Annotated in this window: 14 protein-coding genes; 8 read left to right on the top strand and 6 right to left on the bottom strand. The window is 72.3% G+C overall.

The window, feature by feature from the left end:
* Positions 1 to 19 precede the first annotated feature (19 nt).
* The 3 genes from lipB to ACTSKS_RS06850 are packed head-to-tail and all read left to right on the top strand — an operon-like array spanning position 20 to position 2,564.
* Positions 20 to 721: a lipoyl(octanoyl) transferase LipB gene (gene lipB / locus ACTSKS_RS06860; protein WP_442927397.1), complete on the top strand. Its 702-nt coding sequence runs from the start codon at positions 20 to 22 to the stop codon at positions 719 to 721.
* Positions 718 to 1,725: a lipoyl synthase gene (lipA, locus tag ACTSKS_RS06855; protein ID WP_036383060.1), complete on the top strand. Its 1,008-nt coding sequence runs from the start codon at positions 718 to 720 to the stop codon at positions 1,723 to 1,725. The genes lipB and lipA overlap by 4 nt, the downstream gene beginning before the upstream one ends.
* Positions 1,726 to 1,751: 26 nt before the next feature.
* The gene (locus tag ACTSKS_RS06850; protein ID WP_036314203.1) at positions 1,752 to 2,564 is read left to right on the top strand and encodes a DUF4191 domain-containing protein; all 813 of its coding nucleotides are present in this window, start codon (positions 1,752 to 1,754) and stop codon (positions 2,562 to 2,564) included.
* Between the two features lie 122 nt (positions 2,565 to 2,686).
* Here the strand turns inward: ACTSKS_RS06850 and ACTSKS_RS06845 are convergent, their stop codons facing one another.
* Positions 2,687 to 3,187, bottom strand: a complete 501-nt coding sequence (locus tag ACTSKS_RS06845; RefSeq protein ID WP_049146950.1) for an RDD family protein — start codon at positions 3,185 to 3,187, stop codon at positions 2,687 to 2,689.
* A 151-nt stretch (positions 3,188 to 3,338) separates the two neighbouring features.
* Between ACTSKS_RS06845 and glnA (ACTSKS_RS06840) the strand changes: the two genes are divergently transcribed.
* Both glnA (ACTSKS_RS06840) and ACTSKS_RS06835 read left to right on the top strand, forming a co-directional pair.
* Entirely contained in the window at positions 3,339 to 4,763 is a 1,425-nt protein-coding gene (glnA, locus tag ACTSKS_RS06840) for a type I glutamate--ammonia ligase (RefSeq protein WP_036314201.1), read from the top strand.
* 153 nt (positions 4,764 to 4,916) lie between these two features.
* Entirely contained in the window at positions 4,917 to 5,921 is a 1,005-nt protein-coding gene (locus ACTSKS_RS06835) for an LLM class flavin-dependent oxidoreductase (protein WP_036314199.1), read from the top strand.
* Positions 5,922 to 5,987: 66 nt separating this feature from the next.
* Here ACTSKS_RS06835 and ACTSKS_RS06830 read toward each other — a convergent pair whose 3' ends face one another.
* Positions 5,988 to 9,110: a bifunctional [glutamine synthetase] adenylyltransferase/[glutamine synthetase]-adenylyl-L-tyrosine phosphorylase gene (locus ACTSKS_RS06830; RefSeq protein ID WP_144825528.1), complete on the bottom strand. Its 3,123-nt coding sequence runs from the start codon at positions 9,108 to 9,110 to the stop codon at positions 5,988 to 5,990.
* 10 nt (positions 9,111 to 9,120) lie between these two features.
* Positions 9,121 to 10,461 carry a type I glutamate--ammonia ligase gene (gene glnA, locus ACTSKS_RS06825; protein WP_144879658.1) on the bottom strand — a complete coding sequence of 447 codons (1,341 nt, stop codon included), beginning with the start codon at positions 10,459 to 10,461 and terminating at the stop codon, positions 9,121 to 9,123.
* A gap of 36 nt (positions 10,462 to 10,497) precedes the next feature.
* On the opposite strand from glnA (ACTSKS_RS06825), the gene panB reads away from it, so the two are divergent.
* Positions 10,498 to 11,361, top strand: coding sequence for a 3-methyl-2-oxobutanoate hydroxymethyltransferase (gene panB, locus ACTSKS_RS06820; protein WP_036383056.1), 864 nt, complete (start codon positions 10,498 to 10,500; stop codon positions 11,359 to 11,361).
* Between the two features lie 67 nt (positions 11,362 to 11,428).
* Here panB and ACTSKS_RS06815 read toward each other — a convergent pair whose 3' ends face one another.
* A complete protein-coding gene (locus ACTSKS_RS06815) occupies positions 11,429 to 11,641 on the bottom strand; it encodes an SPOR domain-containing protein (RefSeq protein WP_442927396.1) in 213 nt (70 codons plus the stop codon).
* A 36-nt stretch (positions 11,642 to 11,677) separates the two neighbouring features.
* On the opposite strand from ACTSKS_RS06815, the gene map reads away from it, so the two are divergent.
* Positions 11,678 to 12,622, top strand: a complete 945-nt coding sequence (gene map / locus ACTSKS_RS06810; RefSeq protein ID WP_144879656.1) for a type I methionyl aminopeptidase — start codon at positions 11,678 to 11,680, stop codon at positions 12,620 to 12,622.
* A gap of 21 nt (positions 12,623 to 12,643) precedes the next feature.
* The gene (ppgK, locus tag ACTSKS_RS06805; protein ID WP_036339941.1) at positions 12,644 to 13,468 is read left to right on the top strand and encodes a polyphosphate--glucose phosphotransferase; all 825 of its coding nucleotides are present in this window, start codon (positions 12,644 to 12,646) and stop codon (positions 13,466 to 13,468) included.
* A 158-nt stretch (positions 13,469 to 13,626) separates the two neighbouring features.
* On the opposite strand, the gene nrdR is transcribed toward ppgK, so the two are convergent.
* On the bottom strand, positions 13,627 to 14,121 hold the full coding sequence (nrdR, locus tag ACTSKS_RS06800) for a transcriptional regulator NrdR (protein WP_002855838.1): 495 nt from the start codon (positions 14,119 to 14,121) through the stop codon (positions 13,627 to 13,629).
* A 43-nt stretch (positions 14,122 to 14,164) separates the two neighbouring features.
* On the bottom strand, positions 14,165 to 17,761 hold the full coding sequence (gene dnaE / locus ACTSKS_RS06795; protein WP_141843994.1) for a DNA polymerase III subunit alpha: 3,597 nt from the start codon (positions 17,759 to 17,761) through the stop codon (positions 14,165 to 14,167).
* Between the last annotated feature and the right edge of the window lie 15 nt (positions 17,762 to 17,776).

Raw genomic sequence — 17,776 nt, 5'->3', positions numbered from 1 at the left:
GAGGACTACAGTGGACGTCATGCCCGAGACCCTTCTGCCGCCCCTGCGCGTGCTCGGCCTGGCGCCCGACCTGGTGGACTACCACGCCGCCTGGGACGCCCAACGCGCCCTGCACGCGGACGTCGTCGCCGGCCGCTCCGACGGCGAGTTCCTCCTCCTGGAGCACGAGGCCGTCTACACGGCCGGTCGCCGCACCGAGGACGCCGAGCGCCCCACGGACGGCGCCCCCGTCGTGGACGTGGACCGCGGCGGCAAGATCACGTGGCACGGCCCGGGCCAGCTGGTCGGCTACCCCGTGGTCCGACTGCGCGACCGTGCCCACGTCAAGGACTACGTCTGGTTCCTCGAGGAGCTGCTGATCCGCACCGCCGCCGAGTTCGGCGTCACGGCCGTCCGCGTGGACGGGCGGGCGGGCATCTGGGTCCTCGCGGACCGGGACGACGACGGCACGGCCCGCCCGGACCGCAAGGTCGGCGCCATCGGCCTGTCCATCCACGACGGCGTCTCCATGCACGGCCTCGCGCTGAACTGCTCCAACTCCCTGGCCCCCTACGAGGGCATCATCGCGTGCGGCATCACGGACGCCGCCACCACCACCCTGTCGGTCGAGACGGGCCGGACCATCACCCCGGCCGACGTCGTGCCGGTGCTCACCCGTCATCTGGACGAGCTCGGGCCTGCGTACATCGCCGTCACCCCCACGGAAGGAATCCCCGCATGAGCCTCGCCCCCGAAGGACGCCGCCTGCTGCGCGTGGAGGCGCGCAACGCCGAGGTGCCCGTCGAGCGCAAGCCCGAGTGGATCAAGGCCAAGGTCCACATGGGCCCCGAGTACATCGGCCTGAAGAACAAGGTCAAGTCCGCCGGCCTGCACACCGTGTGCGAGGAGGCCGGCTGCCCCAACATCTTCGAGTGCTGGGAGGACCGCGAGGCCACGTTCCTCATCGGCGGGGACATCTGCACCCGCCGGTGTGACTTCTGCGACATCACCTCCGGCAAGCCGCGCCCCCTGGACATGGAGGAGCCGCAGAAGGTCGCCGAGAACATCCGCGAGATGGACCTGCGGTACGCCACCGTCACGGGCGTGGCCCGTGACGACCAGAAGGACGGCGCGGCGTGGCTCTACGCGGAGACCATCCGCCGCATCCACGCGCTCAACCCGGGGACCGGCGTCGAGATCCTGCCGCCGGACTTCGGCGCGGTGCCGGAGCTCGTCCAACAGGTGTTCGACGCGCGGCCCGAGGTGTTCGCGCACAACCTGGAGACGGTGCCGCGCATCTTCAAGCGCATCCGCCCGGCCTTCACGTACGAGAAGTCCCTCCGGGTGCTCACGATGGCCAAGGCCGACGGGCTCGTGACCAAGTCCAACCTCATCCTCGGCATGGGCGAGGAGGACCACGAGATCGACCAGGCCCTGGTGGACCTGCACGAGGCCGGCTGCGACATCATCACCATCACGCAGTACGTGCGGCCCTCGAAGCTGCACCACCCCATCGACCGCTGGGTGAAGCCGCAGGAGTTCGTCCAGTGGTCCCAGCGCGCCGAGGAGATCGGTTTCCAGGGCGTCATGGCGGGCCCGCTGGTGCGCTCGTCGTACCGCGCCGGCAAGCTCTACGCGCAGGCCATGCAGCGCCTCGGCCGGACCCTGCCGGAGAACCTGGCGCACCTGGCCGGGGAGAAGACCGCCCGCCAGGAGGCCTCCGCCGTCGTCGCCCAGATGTCCTGAGCCGCCCGACTAGACTGGACCCCGCCATGACGAAGAACAGCCAGCCCCCCGCGTCCTCCTCCGGCTCCACCTCCGCCACGCTCAAGGAGGTCAAGGCCATGCAGCGCGAGCGTCGCCTCCGCGAGAAGGAGCAGGCGAAGGCCCAGCGCCGGGACAAGCGCGCCACGAAGGGCCCGGGCGTGATCTCCCAGCTCAAGCAGGCCTACGCCATGACCAAGGCGCACGACCCCAAGGTCGGACTGTGGATGCTGCTGGCCTTCCTGGGCGCCCTGGTCGTCGGCCTCGTCATCGGCCTCCTGCTGGACAACTGGATCACGTGGCTGCTCATCGCGATCCCGTTCGGTGTGCTCGCCGCCGTCGTCATCCTGAACCGGAAGGCGCGCCGCGCCGGGTTCGCCCAGCTCGAGGGCCGCCCCGGCGCCGCCGGCGCCGCGCTCTCCACGCTGGGCCGCGGCTGGATCGTGTCCGAGCAGCCGGCCGCCGTGAACCCGAAGACCCAGGACCTCGTCTACCGCGCCGTGGGCCGGCCGGGCGTCGTGCTGGTGACGGAGGGCCCCTCCCCCCGCGTCGCCGCGCTGGTGGTCAAGGAGGAGAAGGCCATGCGCCGCTTCCTGCCCGGCGTGCCCGTCACCGTGGTGGAGTCCGGCAACGGCCAGGGCCAGGTCCCGCTGCACGAGCTGCCCGGCACGCTCAAGGGCATGAAGAAGGCCCTCACGGCGCAGGAGGTCCAGGCCGTGGACAAGCGTCTGACCGCGCTCAACACCAACCGGCTGCCCATCCCCAAGGGCGTCGACCCGAACAAGGTGCGCCCGAGCCGGCGCGCCATGCGCGGCCGCTGAGCGCCGACGCACCCGCGCGAAGGGGGGGCGCCCCGCCGAGGATTCGGCGGGGCGCCCCCCTTTCGTCGTGTCCGGCCTCGCGTCGAGTCGGATCCGGCGTCGTCCGGCGCGGGCCGGTGCGCTCACATGCGGATCTCGACGGTGCCGGCGACCTTGTCGTGCATGCCGCGGCCGTCCGGGCCGACGACGACGGCCGGCAGCACGAGGCACAGCAGCGCCGTGCGCACCACCACGCGGTGCACGGGGGCGGTCCGGCCGCCGAGGCGCACCACCTGGGTGCGGCACACGGCCTTGCCCACGGTGGTGGCCAGCAGGGTGATGCCCAGGATGTGCATGGTGGCGAAGACCATCAGGGTGGCGATCGCGTCGGAGTCGAAGAGCAGCCAGGACACGCCCAGGGCCAGGAACCAGTCGATCACGAGGGCGACGGCGCGGCGGGCCGCAGTGGCCATCGAGGTCGGGCCGTGCTCGGGCAGGCCCAGCAGGTCCCCCGGCCAGCGGCCGCCGGCCAGGCCGCCGCCCGGACCGTCCACCCAGCCGGCGAGGTCGCGCCGGGTGATCAGCGGCTCGTCGCGGCGGGTCGGTTCGGGCTCTTGCGCGGGGTCGGGTGCTCTGCGTGCCACCGGCCCAGCCTACCGGCGCGGAACCGCGAGGCTCGCCGTGGGGCGTCACCGACGCCCACGGAGGCCGCCGGGCAAGTAGGGTGATGACACCCGCCACGCCAGCGCCGCCGTGCCGGACATGCCACCATCGTCACGACCACAGGAGCGCACCATGTTCACCTCCCCCGCGGACGTCCTCGCGTACATCAAGGATGAGGGGATCGAGTTCGTCGACGTCCGCTTCACCGACCTCCCCGGCATGCAGCACCACTTCAACGTGCCCGCCTCGAGCGTCGACGAGGACTTCTTCGTCACGGGCCAGCTCTTCGACGGCTCCTCGATCCGGGGCTTCGCCGGCATCGCCGAGTCCGACATGCAGCTCATCCCGGACGTCGCGACGGCCTTCGTGGACCCCTTCCGGGTCCGCAAGACCCTCACGATGAACTTCTCCATCGTGAACCCCCGCACCGGCGAGCCCTACCTGCGCGACCCGCGCGGCGTGGCCCAGCGCGCGGAGGCCTACCTGAGCTCCTCCGGCATCGCCGACACGGCGTTCTTCGCCCCCGAGGCCGAGTTCTTCATCTTCGAGGACGTCCGCTACGAGTCCTCCCCCCGCGGCTCGTTCTACGCCGTGGACTCGGACGAGGCCTGGTGGAACGCCTCCCGCGAGGACGAGGGCGGCAACCTGAGCCACAAGACCGGCCTCAAGGGCGGCTACTTCCCCGTCTCCCCCACGGACAAGCAGGCCGACCTGCGCGACGAGATCTGCTCGGTCCTGGCCGAGGTCGGCCTCGAGGTAGAGCGCTCCCACCACGAGGTGGGCGCCGCGGGCCAGGCGGAGATCAACTACCGCTTCAACACGCTGACCCACTCGGCGGACGACCTGCAGAAGTTCAAGTACGTCGTCAAGAACGTCGCCAACATGTTCGGCAAGTCCGCGACCTTCATGCCCAAGCCCGTCTTCGGCGACAACGGCTCCGGCATGCACTGCCACCAGTCCCTGTGGAACGGCGGCGAGCCGCTGTTCTTCGACGAGAAGGGCTACGCGAACCTCTCGGACACCGCCCGCTGGTACATCGGCGGCCTGCTGAAGCACGCCTCCGCGGTCCTGGCCTTCACCAACCCCACGGTGAACTCCTACCGCCGCCTGGTGCCGGGCTTCGAGGCCCCCGTGAACATGGTTTACTCGCAGGGCAACCGCTCGGCGGGCATCCGCATCCCGATCACCGGCTCCAACCCGAAGGCCAAGCGCATCGAGTTCCGCGCCCCGGACGCCTCGGGCAACCCGTACCTCGCGTTCGCCGCGCAGCTGATGGCCGGCCTGGACGGCATCCGCAACCGCATCGAGCCGGCCGAGCCGATCGACAAGGACCTCTACGAGCTGCCGGCCGAGGAGGCCGCCGACATCCAGAAGGCACCCGCCACCCTGGACGAGGCCCTGAACGCCCTCGAGGAGGACCACGAGTTCCTCCTGGCCGGCGACGTGTTCACCGAGGAGCTGATCGAGACCTGGATCGCGTACAAGCGCGAGATGGAGATCGCCCCGCTGGCCCTGCGCCCGAACCCCTACGAGTTCGAGCTGTACTACTCGGTCTGATCCGCCCGCCGCGGCCCCGACGACGGCCGTTCGTCTCCCACGCCGGAGGCGGGCGGCCGTCGTCGTGCCCGGCCGCGGAATAGTCCGGGGCCGGTGGGCGCTGGATCTGTGGAGACCTCCGCCCGGCCGGGCGGCCCGCAGACCAGGAGCACCATGACCGAGCACACCGCCCCCACCCCCCTGCCGCTGTCCCTGCTGGACCTCGCCCTCGTCCGCGACGGCGCCCCGATGGGCGAAGCCTTCGCCGAATCCGTGGAGCAGGCCCGCGTCGCCGAGGCCGCCGGCTTCCGGCGCGTCTGGTACGCGGAGCACCACAACATGCCCTCCATCGCCTCCTCCGCCACGGCCGTACTCATCGCGCACGTGGCCGCGCACACCGACTCGATCCGCCTCGGCTCCGGCGGCGTCATGCTGCCCAACCACTCGCCGCTGGTGATCGCCGAGCAGTTCGGCACCCTGGCCGAGCTGCACCCCGGCCGCATCGACCTGGGCCTGGGTCGCGCCCCCGGCACCGACCAGCGGACGCTGCAGGCGCTGCGCCGGGATCCGTCGGCGGCCGAGCGCTTCCCGCAGGACGTGCTCGAGCTGCAGGGCTACCTCACCGGCCAGAGCCTGATCCCCGGCATCGACGCCTACCCCGGCAAGGGCACCAACGTGCCGCTGTACATCCTCGGCTCCTCGGCGTTCGGCGCCCAGCTGGCCGCGCAGCTCGGCCTGGGCTACGCGTTCGCGAGCCACTTCGCACCGCAGATGCTCGAGCATGCGGCGCGCCTGTACCGGGAGCACTTCGAGCCCTCCGAGGCCCTCGCGGAGCCGCACTTCATCGCGGCGGCCAACGTGATCGCCGCGGACACCGAGGAGGTGGCCGAGCGGGAGTGGCAGGCCGCGCAGCGGGCGCGCATCCGGATGATGCTCGGCCGGGGCCGCACCCTCACCGACGACGAGGTCGAGATGCTGCTGCACTCCCCCGCCGGTCAGCAGGTGCTCGGGATGCTCGAGTGCACGGCCGTGGGCACCGGCCCGACGACGGCGGCGTGGCTGCACGACTTCGCGGCGCGGGTCCAGGCGGACGAGCTGATCATCACGACGGCGGCCCAGGACGCCGGCGTGCGGCGACGCACCCTGGAGCTGCTCGGGGAGCACGTCGTGCGCGCCTGAGCCGGCGCTCGTGACACCGGAGCACGGCCGGCCCGCCACCCCGTCGAGGTGGCGGGCCGGCGTCGTTCAGAGCCCGTAGAACCGGGTCTCGAACACCTGACGGGCCAGGCGGGTCACCCGCAGGTAGCGCTCCTCGAGCTCCCCGCCGGCCGTGCCCACCCCGCTGAGGCGGGCCACGGCCTCGAGGTCGCGCATGTTCGTGGGCAGCACGTCCGAGACCTTGCCCGTCCACAGCAGCAGGGCGGCGCGGATCCGGGTGGCCAGCAGCCACGCCTCCTCCAGCACGGCGACCTCGGCCTCGGGCAGCAGCCCGTGCCGGGCGATCGCCCGCAGGGCCGGCAGCGTGCCGGTGACCCGCAGGTCCTCGACCTCTCCCGCGTGGCGCAGCTGCAGGGACTGCACCAGCCACTCCACGTCCGAGAGCCCGCCGCGGCCGAGCTTGACGTGCCGGGAGGGGTCCGCGCCGCGGGGCAGGCGCTCGGCCTCCACACGGGCCTTGATGCGCCGGATCTCCCGCGCGTCCGCGGTGGTCAGGTCCCCGGCGTAGCGGACCCCGTCGGCCCACCGCCGGAAGTCGGTGGCGAGGTCGTCGTCGCCGGCCAGGGGCCGGGCGCGCAGCAGCGCCTGACGCTCCCACACCTCCGCCCAGCGCCCGTAGTACTCCCGGTACGAGTCCAGGGTGCGCACGAGCGGCCCCTGGCGCCCCTCGGGGCGCAGGTCGGCGTCCACCTCGAGCGGCCGCTCGCCGGGCAGCGGCGGGGTCGCGGGGCGGTGCAGCAGGGACATCAGCGTCCGCACGACCTCCTCGGCCTGCTCGCGCGCCCGCCCCTCGTCGACGCCGGGGCGTGGCCGGTGCACGAACAGGGCGTCGAGGTCCGAGCCGTAGGTGATCTCCCGGCCGCCCTGGCGGCCCATGGCCACCACGAGCACGTCGGTGAGCGGGTCGGCGTCCCCGACGACGGCGCGCGAGGCCACGCGCAGGGCGCCGACGACGGTGATCTGGTCGATGTCCGACAGGGCCCCGGTGACGGCCTCGAGGTCCAGCAGCCCCGAGATGTCCGCCAGGGCCACGCGCAGGGTCTCGCTGCGGCGCACCTGCCGCACGTGGCGGACGGCGGCCGGGGCCTCCTGCGCGGCCACGCGGCGGTCGAGCCGCGCGTCGACCTGGCGCCAGAGCTGTATGGCGCCCCGGGGGTCGAGCTCCCGGTCGTCCCCCACCCAGGCCACGGCCTCGGGCGAGTGCTCGAGCAGGTCCCCCACGAACCGGGAGCCGGACAGGACCAGGCACAGCCGCCGGGCGGCGTCCGAGGAGTCGCGGAGCATCCGCAGATACCAGGCCGTGCCGCCCAGCGACTCGGAGAGCCGGCGGAAGGCGAGCAGGCCGCCGTCGGGGTCGGCGCCCCGCGCGAACCACCCGAGCATGGCCGGCAGCAGCTGCCGCTGGACCGCGGCCCGGCGCGAGACGCCCTGCGTGAGGGCCTCGATGTGCCGCAGGGCGCCCTGCGGGTCGCGGTAGCCCAGCGCCGCCAGGCGGTCGCGGACGGCCTCCGCGGACAGCCGCACGTCCTCGGCGGACAGGGCGGCCGTCGTCGACAGCAGCGGCCGGTAGAACACGGTCTCGTGGAGACCGCGCACGGCGCGGCGCACGCGCGTGAACTCGGCCTGGAGGTCCTCGCCGGTGGCGGGGCCCCGGTCGGCGGCGCCGCGCATCGACCGGGCGACGACGCGGCGGGCCTCCTCCTTGACCGGCATCAGGTGGGTGCGCCGCAGGTGCACGAGCTGGATGCGGTGCTCGAGGGTGCGCAGCCACCGGTAGTGCTCGTCGAACGCCCGCGCGTCTCGCGTGGTGACGTAGGAGGCGGCGTGCAGCGCCCGCACCGCGTCGAGCGTGCCGCGCACCCGCAGCGACTCGTCCGCACGGCCGTGCACGAGCTGGAGCAGCTGGGCCGTGAACTCGACGTCGCGCAGACCGCCGGGCCCGAGCTTGATCTCCCGCTCGCGCTCCGCGGGGGCGAGGGTGTCCAGGACCCGGGCGCGCATGGCCCGGACGGACTCGACGAACCCGTCGCGCGCGGAGGACTCCCACACCCGGGGCCAGATTTCCGCGATGTAGCGCTCGCCGAGCTGTGGCGAGCCCGCGATCGGGCGGGCCTTGAGCAGGGCCTGGAACTCCCAGCCGTGGGCCCAGCGGCGGTAGTACTCGGCGTGGGACTCCACGGTGCGGCTCAGGGCGCCGTCCTTGCCCTCGGGACGCAGGTTGGCGTCGACTTCCCACAGTCCCGGCTCGGGGGCCGCACCCTGGATCACGCGGCCGATGCCCGCGGCCAGCTCGGCCGCGAGCGCGGCGGCGCGCGGCCCGTCCGGGACCTGGGCGTCGGGGTCCGCGCCGTCCGCGGCCTCGCGGACGGCGTGGGCGAACACGACGTCCACGTCCGAGACGTAGTTGAGCTCGCCGGCGCCGCACTTGCCCATGCCGATCACGGCGAGGTCCAGGCGGTCCACCACGGGGCCCTCCCGCTCGGTGAGGACGGCCCGTGAGACGGCGAGCGCCGCGTCCACGGCGGCGCCGGCCAGGTCCGCGAGCCAGCGGCCCACCGAGGGCATGGCCGCCGTGGGCTCGGCGGAGTCGAGGTCGCGCAGGGCGATCGCGGCCAGCTGGCGGCGGTAGGCGCGGCGCAGGGCGACGGCGGCGTCCTTGCCGGTGACGGCCGCGAGGGGGCGGTCGGCGTCCGGGTCGGCGCCCACCGAGTCCAGGAGCAGGCGGCGCAGGGCGGCGGACGCATCACCCCAGGGCTCGCCGGCGGTCGGGTCGGGCTGGGCGAGGGCGGGCGCGGTGGCGGCGGCCGCGTCCGGGTCGAGGACGAGGTCCAGGTGCTCGGGACGGCGGATGAGGAACTCGCCGAGGGCCTCGGAGGCGCCGAGCAGCCGCAGCAGGCGGGCCGTCGTCCCGGGGTCCCGGAGGGCGTGGTGGACGCGGGGCTCGCGCTCGGCCAGGCGCACCCACAGCAGCAGGGCCCGGTCGGGATCGGCGGCGTGGCCGAGGAGCTCGACGAGGGGACGCACGTCCACGCCCTCGAACTCGGGCGAGGTGAGCAGCGTCTGCACGCGGCCGGCGTCGGCGACGCCGGCGTGCGCGAGGGTGCGGCGGTCCGGGGCGTCGGCGGTCGCCGCGTCGGGCAGGGCGGACACGGCCGGCGCCTCAGAGGCCGGAGAGGTAGCGCCGCAGCTCGTACGGCGTGACCTCCACCCGGTAGTCGTCCCACTCCTGGCGCTTGTTGCGCAGCAGGGCGTCGAAGACGTGCTCGCCCAGCACGGACGCCACGAACTCGGACTCCTCGGCGGCGCGCAGGGCGTCGTGCAGGGTGCCGGGCAGGGGGACGTGGCCGAGCACGCGCCGCTCGTGGGTGGTGAGCGCGCTGACGTCCTCGGCGGCGGACTCGGGCAGCTCGTAGCCCTCCTCGATGCCCTTCAGGCCGGCGGCCAGCAGCAGCGCGTAGGCCAGGTACGGGTTGGCCGAGGCGTCGATGCCGCGGTACTCGATGCGGGCCGAGCCGGCCTTGTCCGGCTTGTACAGGGGAACGCGCACGAGGGCGGAACGGTTGTTGTGCCCCCACGAGGTGTACGACGGGGCCTCTCCCCCGCCCCAGAGACGCTTGTAGGAGTTGACGAACTGGTGGGTCACCGCGGTGATCTCCACGGAGTGGCGCAGCAGGCCCGCGATGAACCGGCGGCCCGTGACGGAGAGCCGGAACTCGTCCGCGGGGTCGTAGAACGCGTTCGCGTCGCCCTCGAAGAGGGAGAAGTGGGTGTGCATGCCGGAGCCCGGGTGGTGGGAGAACGGCTTGGGCATGAACGTGGCGTAGGTGCCCTGGGCGGCGGCGACCTCCTTGACGACGGTCCGGAACGTCATCACGTTGTCCGCCGTCGTGAGCGCGTCCGCCGCGCGCAGGTCGATCTCGTTCTGGCCGGGGCCGTTCTCGTGGTGGCTGAACTCGACGGAGATGCCCATGCCCTCGAGGAGGCTGACGGCGTCGCGGCGGAAGTCGGCCGCGTCGGAGCCGGGCACGTTGTCGAAGTAGCCCGCGCGGTCCACGGGCACCGGCTCCCCGTCCGGGCCGGGCTGGTCCGACTGCAGGAGGTAGAACTCGATCTCCGGGTGGGTGAAGCACGTGAAGCCCCGATCGGCGGCCCGGTCCAGCACGCGGCGCAGCACGTGCCGCGGGTCGGCGGGGGCGGGGCGGCCGTCCGGGGTGAGCACGTCGCAGAACATCCGGGAGCTCTGTTCCTGGTCGCCGCGCCAGGGCAGGATCTGGAAGGTCGAGGGATCGGGCTGCAGCAGCATGTCCGACTCGGAGATGCGGGTGTATCCGTCGATCGAGGAGCCGTCGAAGCCCAGGCCCTCCGTGAAGGCGTTCTCCACCTCGGCCGGAGACAGGGCCACCGACTTCAGGGTGCCGATCACGTCCGTGAACCAGAGCCGGACGAACTTGACGTCCCGGTCCTCGATGGTGCGGAGCACGTAGTCCTGCTGTCGATCCATGCCGCCACTCTAGACGCGCCGCGTAGACTCCGGCCCATGTCTGCTCCCCAGTCCCCCCGGCAGCCTGACGACACCGCCCCCTACGGTCCGCCCGCCCCGTCCCGGTACCGGACGGTCCACCTGCAGCGGGCCAAGGACGAGGGCCGGCGCTTCGCGATGCTCACCACCTACGACGCGATGACGGCGGCCCTGTTCGACGAGGCCGGCGTCGAGGTGCTGCTCGTGGGCGACTCGGTGGGCAACACCGTGCTGGGCCATCCCACCACCCTGCCGGTCACCCTGGACCAGATGATCCTGTTCACCCAGGCCGTGGTACGCGGTGCCGAGCGTGCCCTCGTGGTCGCGGACCTGCCCTTCGGCTCGTACGAGGCCTCCCCGCGGCAGGCCGTCGAGTCGGCCGTGCGCCTCGTGAAGGAGTCCGGCGCGCACGCCGTCAAGGTGGAGGGCGACGAGCGCTTCGCCGAGCACGTGGCCGCGATGACGGCCGCCGGCGTCGCGGTCATGGCCCACATCGGCTTCACCCCGCAGTCCGAGCACGTGCTCGGCGGCTACCGGGTGCAGGGCCGCGGCGCGGGGGCGGCCGAGCGGATGACGGCGTCGGCCCGGGCCCTCGAGGCCGCGGGGGCGTTCGCCGTCCTGATGGAGATGGTCCCCTCGGACGTCGCCGCCGCCGTCGACGCCGCGCTGCGGGTGCCCACCGTGGGCATCGGCGCGGGCCCGGGCACCACGGGCCAGGTGCTCGTGTGGCAGGACATGCTCGGCCTGCGCGAGGGACGGGTGCCCCGGTTCGTCCGTCAGTACGCCCGTCTGCACGAGGTCGTGGGCGACGCGGTCCGGGCCTATCGCGCGGACGTGCTCGACGGCGCGTTCCCGGCCCCGGAGCACGGCTTCGAGGGCTGAACCCGCCCCGTGAGACGACCGGGCCCCCGTCCGAGGGACGGGGGCCCGGCGTCGTCCGGCGCCGCGGTCAGGAGGCGTCGTCGACGGGACGGCTGTCCCAGTCGTCGTCGCGCTCGTCCTCCGCGTCGGCGGTCTCGTTGTTCGCCCGCACGCGGTCCATCGCGGCCTGGGCCTCCTCGCGGGTGCCGAACGGGCCCAGCAGCTGGGACCAGTCCGACTGGGCGCCCACCTCCACCTGATGCGTGTTGACGTTGTACCAGAACTCGCTCGTCTCGGTCATGGGGGCCACAGTAGCCGGGCCGATAGGCTGGAGGACATGTCCCAGCGTCAGAACCCCGTCGCCCCGTCCAGCCACAACGGTCCCCGCCCTGCGGGCCCCACCGCGCCGGAGCCCGGGTCGCTCGCCCCCGTCGGCACGCTGACGCCCGGGGCCCCGTCCCCCGCCCCGCCCGTGCCGGCCGCGATCCCGCGCCCCGAGTACGTCGGCAAGGCCACCCCGGACGAGGGCAAGGCCTCGGACGTCTACGACGCCGCCGGCGTCGCGCGGATCCGCGCCGCCGGCCGCCTGGCCGCGCAGGCCATGGAGCACACCGCCGCCCACATCCGCCCGGGCGTCACCACGGACGAGCTGGACCGGATCGCGCACGCCTTCCTCGTGGAGCGCGGCGCCTACCCGTCCTGCCTGGGCTACCGCGGCTTCCCGCGGTCCATCTGCACCTCGATCAACGAGGTCATCTGCCACGGCATCCCGGACGGCACCGTCCTGGAGGACGGGGACATCGTCAACCTGGACATCACCGCGTACCTGGACGGCGTCCACGGGGACCACAACCGCACCTACCTGGTCGGCGACGTGGACGAGGAGTCCCGGCTGCTCGTCGAGCGCACCGAGGAGGCCCTGCGCCGCGGCATCCGCGCCGTGAAGCCCGGCCGTCAGGTCAACGTGATCGGCCGCGCCATCGAGTCCTACGCCAAGCGCTTCGGCTACGGCGTGGTGCGCGACTTCATCGGCCACGGCGTGGGCGTGGACTTCCACTCCGGCCTCGTGATCCCCCACTACGACGCGGCCCCGGCCCACGACCGCCTGCTCGTGCCCGGCATGGTGTTCACCATCGAGCCGATGCTCACCCTCGGCACGATCGAGTGGGACCAGTGGGACGACGGCTGGACCGTGGTGACCCGCGACCGCCGTCGCACCGCGCAGTTCGAGCACACGATCGTGGTCACGGACGACGGCGCGGAGATTCTCACGCTGCCGTGACCCGGCACTAAGCTGGGGGCCGTGACGACGCACACCAGCACCGCCCAGCGCTCCTCCAAATACCCCACGACGATCGGCATCGACGTCGGGGGGACCGGCATGAAGGGCGGCCTGGTCCGCCTCGGGTCGGGGCCGAAGGCGGGCACCCTGCGCGGGGACCGCTTCCGCATCCCCACGCCGCAGCCGGCCATGCCCGAGCCCGTGGCGGCGACCCTGGCGGCCATCACCGCCGAGCTCGACGGGCGCGAGAAGGCGCCGAAGCCCTCCGCCCCGCTGGGCGTGTGCTTCCCCTCGATCGTCAAGGACGGGGTGTGCCTGTCCGCGAACAACATCGACCACTCGTGGATCGGCACGGACCTGCGCGGCAGGTTCGAGGAGCACCTGCGCCGCCCCGTGACCGTGGTCAACGACGCCGACGCGGCCGGCCTCGCGGAGGCCCGCTACGGGGCCGGGCGGGGCGTGCGCGGCCTGGTGCACGTGATCACCCTCGGCACCGGCATCGGCGGCGCGATGATCCACGACGGCGTGCTCGTCCCGAACTTCGAGGTCGGCTCCCTGGAGCTCGACGGCGTGATGGCCGAGTCGCGGGCCTCCGCGAAGGCCCGGGAGCGCGATCAGCTCAGCTGGGCCGAGTACGCCGAGCGACTGCAGCGCTTCTTCTCCCACGTGGAGCGGATCTTCTCGCCCGACCTGTTCATCGTCGGCGGCGGCATCTCCAAGCGGCCGGACGACTACCTGCCGCTGCTGCGCCTGCGCACCCCGATCGTCCCGGCCCAGCTGCAGAACAACGCGGGCATCGTGGGCGCCGCCCTGGCCGCGCACGGCTCGCTCGCCGACGGCAACTGAGGGCGCAGACACCGAGGGCGGTTCCGGCTTCCCCTCCGGAACCGCCCTCGGCAGTCTTGCCGGGCCGACCGAGGTCGGCCCGGGGATCACTGTAGCGTCTGGAGGCCGTGCGCACCACTGCACCGTCGATCCCGGCGGCGCCGTCGCATCGGCCCAGGTCAGCGGGTGAACAGCCGCGGCTGCACGGCGGGACGGCCGCGGTCGTCCCCGTCACCGGCCCGGAGCTCGGCGATGGCCTCCTCGAAGTCGTCGAGGGACTCGAAGTCCCGGTAGACGGAGGCGAAGCGCAGGAAGGCCACCTGGTCGAGACGGCGCAGCGGATCGAGGATGGCCAGGCCGACGTCGTGGGCGTCCACCTCGGCGTTGCCCGTGGCACGGACCGTCTCCTCGACCTCCTGGGCGAGCATGGCCAGGTCGTCGCTCGTCACCGGCCGCCCCTGGCACGCCTTCCGGACGCCGTTGATCACCTTGGAGCGGTCGAACGGCTCCGCCACCCCGGAGCGCTTGACGACGGTCAGGGCGGTGGTCTCCATGGTGGTGAACCGCTTGCCGCAGGCCTGACACTGCCGACGCCGACGGATGGCGGAGCCGTCGTCGAGGGAGCGCGAATCCACCACGCGCGAGTCCTCATGGCGGCAGAACGGGCAGTGCATCAGCTCTCTCCTCCTGGGCGGGGCACTCCCATGCTACGTCCGCTCAGCCGAGGCAGGCCGGACCCAGCAGGATCTTGAGGTCGCCGAACAGCGCCGGGTTCGGGCTCACCCGGAACTGCGGGCCCAGCTGGAACTCCTGCGTGGCACGCTGGCCCACCAGGGACAGCCGCACCTCCGAGGAGCCCTCATGGGTGCGCAGCACGTCCGCCAGCTGGCCCATGACCTGCTCCGTGGCCTTGAACGCTGGCAGCGTGATCCGCACGGGGCCGCCGGGGCCGTCCGAGAGCTCCGGGATGGTCAGCTCCATCGCCGACAGGGACACCGACCCGTCGTCCCGGCGCTGCACCCTGCCCTTGACGGCGACGACGAGGTCCTCGGCCAGCATCATCGCGATGGGCGCGTACACCTGGCCGAAGAACATGACGTCCATCGAGCCGCCGAGGTCCTCGATCTCGCAGCGCGCGTACGCGTTGCCCGAGGACTTGGCGATGCGGCGCTCGAGCGTGGTGATCAGGCCCGCGATGGTGACGATCGCGCCGTCCGCGGGCCCGTCGTCGTCGAGGACGCGGGTGATCTGGACGTCGGCGTGCTGGGCCAGGACGCCGTCGAGGCCCTGCAGCGGATGGTCGGACACGTACAGACCCAGCATCTCGCGCTCGAACGCGAGCTTCTCCTTCTTGGCCCACTCCGGCAGGTCCGGGACGGCGACGCCGTCCGCGGCGTCGGAGTCGTCCTCGTCGCCGCCGCCGAGCGCGAACAGGTCGAAGGTGAACTCGCCGTGGTCCTCCTTGCGCTTCTGCGCCACGGTGGCGTCCACGGCCTCCTCGTGCACGGCCAGCAGGGCGCGGCGGGCGTAGCCGAGGGAGTCGAAGGCGCCGGCCTTGATCATGGACTCGATGGTGCGCTTGTTGCACACCACGAGCGGCACCTTCGCCAGGAAGTCGCCGAAGCCCGTGTACGAGCCCTTCTCCTCGCGCCCCTGGACCATGCCCTTGACCACGTTGGCGCCCACGTTGCGGACGGCGCCCATGCCGAAGCGGATGTCCCGGCCGACGGGGGTGAAGGTCAGGTGGGACTCGTTCACGTCCGGGGGCAGCACGGTGATGCCCATGTGGCGGCACTCGTTGAGGTACATGGCCAGCTTGTCCTTGTCGTCGCCCACCGAGGTGAGCAGCGCGGCCATGTACTCCGCCGGGTAGTGCGCCTTGAGGTAGGCCGTCCAGTAGGAGACCAGGCCGTAGGCGGCCGAGTGCGCCTTGTTGAACGCGTAGTCCGAGAAGGGCAGCAGGATGTCCCACAGGGCCTTCACCGCGGCCTCCGAGTAGCCGCGGTCCAGCATCCCCTGGTGGAACGCCTCGTACTGCTTGTCCAGCTCCGACTTCTTCTTCTTGCCCATCGCACGGCGCAGGATGTCGGCCTGGCCGAGCGAGTAGCCCGCCACCTTCTGGGCGATCGCCATGACCTGCTCCTGATACACGATCAGGCCGTAGGTGGTGTCCAGGATCTCCCGCAGCGGCTCCTCCAGCTCCGGGTGGATCGGGGTGATCTCCTGCTGCCCGTTCTTGCGCAGCGCGTAGTTGGTGTGCGAGTTCGCGCCCATGGGGCCGGGGCGGTACAGGGCGATGGTCGCCGAGATGTCCTCGAAGTTGTCCGGGCGCATCATCTTCAGCAGCGAGCGCATGGGCCCGCCGTCGAGCTGGAACACGCCGAGGGTGTCGCCGCGGGCCAGCAGCTCGTAGGCCGCCGGGTCGTCCACGTCGAGGGTCTCCAGGTCCAGGTCCACGCCCTGGTTCGCCTTCACGTTCTCGAGCGCGTCCGAGATGATCGTGAGGTTGCGCAGCCCCAGGAAGTCCATCTTGATCAGGCCCAGGGACTCCGCCATCGGGTAGTCGAACTGCGTGATGACCTGGCCGTCCTGCAGGCGGCGCATGATCGGGATGACGTCGATCACCGGCACCGAGGACATGATCACGCCGGCCGCGTGCACGCCCCACTGCCGCTTCAGGCCCTCGAGACCCTTGGCGGTCTCGAAGACCTCCTTCGCCACCGGGTCCGTCGCGATCAGCTCGCGGAAGGGCGCGGCCTCCCCGTAGCGCGGGGCCGCGGGGTCCTCGATGTCCTTGAGCGGGATGTCCTTGGCCATCACCGCCGGCGGCAGCGCCTTGGTGAGGGACTCGCCCATCGAGAAGGGCTGGTCCATCACGCGGGCCGAGTCCTTCAGAGCCTGCTTGGTCTTGATGGTGCCGTACGTGACGATCATGGTGACGCGCTCGTCGCCGTACTTGCGGGTGACGTAGTCGATCACCTCGGAGCGACGGCGGTCGTCGAAGTCGACGTCGAAGTCGGGCATGGACACGCGGTCCGGGTTGAGGAACCGCTCGAAGATCAGCCCGTGCTTGAGCGGGTCCAGGTCCGTGATGCGCAGCGCGTACGCCACCATCGATCCGGCGCCCGAGCCGCGGCCCGGGCCCACCCGGATGCCGTTCTCCTTGGCCCAGTTGATGAAGTCGGCCACGACGAGGAAGTACCCGGGGAAGCCCATCGAGATGATGACGTCCAGCTCGTAGTCCGCCTGCTTGCGCACGTGGTCCGGCACGCCGTCCGGGTAGCGGTAGGCCAGACCGGAGGCGACCTCCTTGATGAGCCAGCTGGTCTCGTCCTCGCCCTCCGGCGTGGGGAAGACCGGCATGTAGTTGGCCTTCGTGTCGAACTCGACCTCGCACCGCTCGGCGATGAGCAGCGTGTTGTCGCAGGCCTCGGGCAGCTCCGCGAACAGCTCGCGCATCTGCCGCGGGGACTTCAGGTAGTACTCGGTGCCGGAGAACGCGAAGCGGGAGCCGCCCTGGTCGTAGCTGGGCTCGTTGAGCTTCGAGCCCGACTGCAGGGCCAGCAGCGCCTCGTGCGCCTTGGCGTCGTGCTCGTGGGTGTAGTGCAGGTCGTTCGTGGCCACGAACGGCAGGCCCAGGTCCTTGGCGAGCCGCCGCAGGTCCGTCATCACCCGGCGCTCGATGTCGAGGCCGTGGTGCATGATCTCGCAGTAGTAGTTGTCCTTGCCGAAGATGTCCCGGAAGTCCGAGGCCGCCTGCATCGCCTCCCGGTACTGGCCCAGGCGCAGGCGCGTCTGCACCTCGCCGGAGGGGCAGCCCGTGGTGGCGATCAGGCCCTTCGAGTACTGGCTCAGCAGCTCCCGGTCCAGCCGCGGCCACTTGGCGTACACCGAGTCCAGCGAGGCGATCGAGCCCATCCGGAACAGGTTGTGCATCCCCTCGGTGGTCTCGCTCAGCAGCGTCATGTGCGTGTACGCACCGCCGCCGGACACGTCGTCCCCCCGCTGGTGGGGCTCGCCCCAGCGGGTCTTCTCCTTGTCCGTGCGGTGCTGCTGCCCGGGGGCCACGTAGGCCTCGAGCCCGATGATCGGCTTGACGCCCGCCGCCGTCGCCTTGGACCAGAAGTCGTAGGCGCCGAAGAGGTAGCCGTGGTCCGTGATGGCCAGCGAGTCCATGCCCAGCCGCTGAGCCTCGGCGAACAGGTCGTCCAGCTTCGCGGCGCCGTCGAGCATGGAGTACTCGGTGTGCGTGTGCAGGTGGACGAAGCCGCCGTCCTTCACGGCGTCGGCGCGGGCGTCGGCGGACACGGTCATGCGGGGTGGGCCTTT

The organism is Micrococcus sp. TCR-5 (assembly GCF_052220525.1).
Classification (GTDB): Bacteria; Actinomycetota; Actinomycetes; order Actinomycetales; family Micrococcaceae; genus Micrococcus; species Micrococcus luteus.
Note: the sequence above shows the minus strand (reverse complement) of the source record. Positions and strands in the feature narration are given on the sequence as shown.

Coding starts and splice junctions, on each gene's coding strand:
- lipB (WP_442927397.1), top strand. CDS start 20: ATGCCCGAGACCCTTCTGCCGCCCCTGCGCGTGCTCGGCCTGGCGCCC.
- lipA (WP_036383060.1), top strand. CDS start 718: ATGAGCCTCGCCCCCGAAGGACGCCGCCTGCTGCGCGTGGAGGCGCGC.
- ACTSKS_RS06850 (WP_036314203.1), top strand. CDS start 1,752: ATGACGAAGAACAGCCAGCCCCCCGCGTCCTCCTCCGGCTCCACCTCC.
- glnA (WP_036314201.1), top strand. CDS start 3,339: ATGTTCACCTCCCCCGCGGACGTCCTCGCGTACATCAAGGATGAGGGG.
- ACTSKS_RS06835 (WP_036314199.1), top strand. CDS start 4,917: ATGACCGAGCACACCGCCCCCACCCCCCTGCCGCTGTCCCTGCTGGAC.
- glnA (WP_144879658.1), bottom strand. CDS start 10,461: ATGGATCGACAGCAGGACTACGTGCTCCGCACCATCGAGGACCGGGAC.
- panB (WP_036383056.1), top strand. CDS start 10,498: ATGTCTGCTCCCCAGTCCCCCCGGCAGCCTGACGACACCGCCCCCTAC.
- ACTSKS_RS06815 (WP_442927396.1), bottom strand. CDS start 11,641: ATGACCGAGACGAGCGAGTTCTGGTACAACGTCAACACGCATCAGGTG.
- map (WP_144879656.1), top strand. CDS start 11,678: ATGTCCCAGCGTCAGAACCCCGTCGCCCCGTCCAGCCACAACGGTCCC.
- nrdR (WP_002855838.1), bottom strand. CDS start 14,121: ATGCACTGCCCGTTCTGCCGCCATGAGGACTCGCGCGTGGTGGATTCG.
- dnaE (WP_141843994.1), bottom strand. CDS start 17,761: ATGACCGTGTCCGCCGACGCCCGCGCCGACGCCGTGAAGGACGGCGGC.